Raw genomic sequence first — 1,718 nt, forward strand, 5'->3', positions numbered from 1 at the left:
CGGGGAGGAGGGCGCTCAAGGGGCACTCGCTACCACAGCCAAGCCCCGAGGCCCCTCTTTACCTACCAGCTAGCTCCGGTGCTGCTTATATTACCGGCCAATATATAACGGTCGATGGAGGCAATGGCCTGGATGAGGGCATCAGTATGCTCGGTCCGAAGAGGATTTCACCGCTGGGGGACGAATACCAGAAGAAACAATGAAGAAAAGAGGTCAGGCGGGAATGGCGGACAACCAGCCGCGGGATCCGGATATCGTGGATACAGCATTAGCATTGGGCCATGTCGAAGGATTGTCGCTGACATTCACGGCGGAATTGGGTGGCCATACAGCACCGCTGAAACAATGGCTGGCGCTCGGTATCGGCAGCCAAATCTCGCTTGATCGCAGTTGGAAAGAGCCCCTCAATCTGCGGTTGAACGGACAGTTGGTGGGGCAAGGGCATGTGGTCTTGGTCGGCAACCAGTTCGGCGTAGTGGTCGATTCTTGGGGGAAACGCCCCGACCTATAACGTATCGGGCGGATAGGGAAGTCCCGTGATCGGGGCTTCCTGTGCTTTTTTGCGGCTGAGTTGGATGACGGCGACGATGATGGCGAGCCCACCCAAAATCGCAATGAGGTCTAGGTGCACATGGAGAAAGAGGAGTGATGCCGTAACGGCCGCCACGGGTTCGGCTGTGGCCAAGAGGCCAGCTTCGGAGGGACTTAGCACGCGCAAACTGGCCAAATATAGCAAAAAAGCGGCCAACGTGCCCAGCAAGACCACGAAGGCGACCAGGGCAACGGTGGAAAAAGACCAGGCGACCTTATGGACTTGAAAGAGGCCCCCGGTGCTGAGCGATACCAAGCCGCCCAGCAGCATGCCCCACCCGACAACGCTGACCGCATCGAAGGTCTGAAGCAGCGAGCCCGGATACAGCGTGTAAAAGGCTAGACACAGCGCGGAGAGCAGACCCCAGACAACGGCGTCCAAAGGCACTTCCAGACGACCAAAGTGGCCCCCGGATACCAACAACAGCGTGCCTAAGATGGCGAAGACAATGGCCCAACGCTCCCGGGTGTCGGGCGCCTGCCGGTTTTTTACGGCTAAGTAGGCCACCATCATGGGCGGGCCCAAGTACTGGAGCAGCGTGCCCGTGGCGGCATTGCCCTCAGCAATGGCTTTAAAGTAGCTATATTGCACGCCAAACAGACCAAAAGCGGCAAAAATAAGGAGCTGCGGCCAGCGGCGCCAATTTGCTGCCAATGCGCGGCTGGCGGGGTTCCGTCTTAGCATGCCCCAGCCCACCAATACCATCCCCGAAAACAGCATGCGCACTGAAACAAGCCAGGCGGCCGTCAAATGTTGATGTTGGAAGAGGACTTGGGATGCAGTGCCTGAGAGTCCCCACGAGCTGGCACTGAACAGCACCATGGCGATTCCTAAGCGACGGGATGGCGAAACTTTAGGTGACGGAACAGGCACGTGATCGTTCATTGTCTCATTATATACTGGAGTACCCACGCAATGCCGCAAGAAAACGGAGGGTAATGCCGAATCTCAAAGCAAAACGAGATTTTTGGCGAAAATGAGCGGGCTATCCGCGGATTTTGACGGTTAGGCAGGTTTGAAGGGTTTTAAATGCGGTGATAATATACGTGTTGCTGTCGCAAGACAGGCCCGGTCCTTGAAAACTATATCATCATGCCACATGAACGAACGTAACAAACGACCAACG

General features: G+C 56.5%; 2 protein-coding genes. One reads left to right on the forward strand and one right to left on the reverse strand.

What is annotated here, in order from left to right; genetic code table 11:
- Positions 1–223 precede the first annotated feature (223 nt).
- Positions 224–511, forward strand: a complete 288-nt coding sequence (locus tag HIJ39_RS22720; RefSeq protein WP_169103307.1) for a FliM/FliN family flagellar motor switch protein — start codon at positions 224–226, stop codon at positions 509–511.
- Here the strand turns inward: HIJ39_RS22720 and HIJ39_RS22725 are convergent.
- Positions 506–1,477 carry a DMT family transporter gene (locus tag HIJ39_RS22725; RefSeq protein WP_169103308.1) on the reverse strand — a complete coding sequence of 324 codons (972 nt, stop codon included), beginning with the start codon at positions 1,475–1,477 and terminating at the stop codon, positions 506–508. The genes HIJ39_RS22720 and HIJ39_RS22725 overlap by 6 nt on opposite strands.
- Between the last annotated feature and the right edge of the window lie 241 nt (positions 1,478–1,718).

Source organism: Sulfobacillus harzensis (assembly GCF_012933365.1).
Lineage (GTDB): Bacteria > Bacillota > Sulfobacillia > Sulfobacillales > Sulfobacillaceae > Sulfobacillus_B > Sulfobacillus_B harzensis.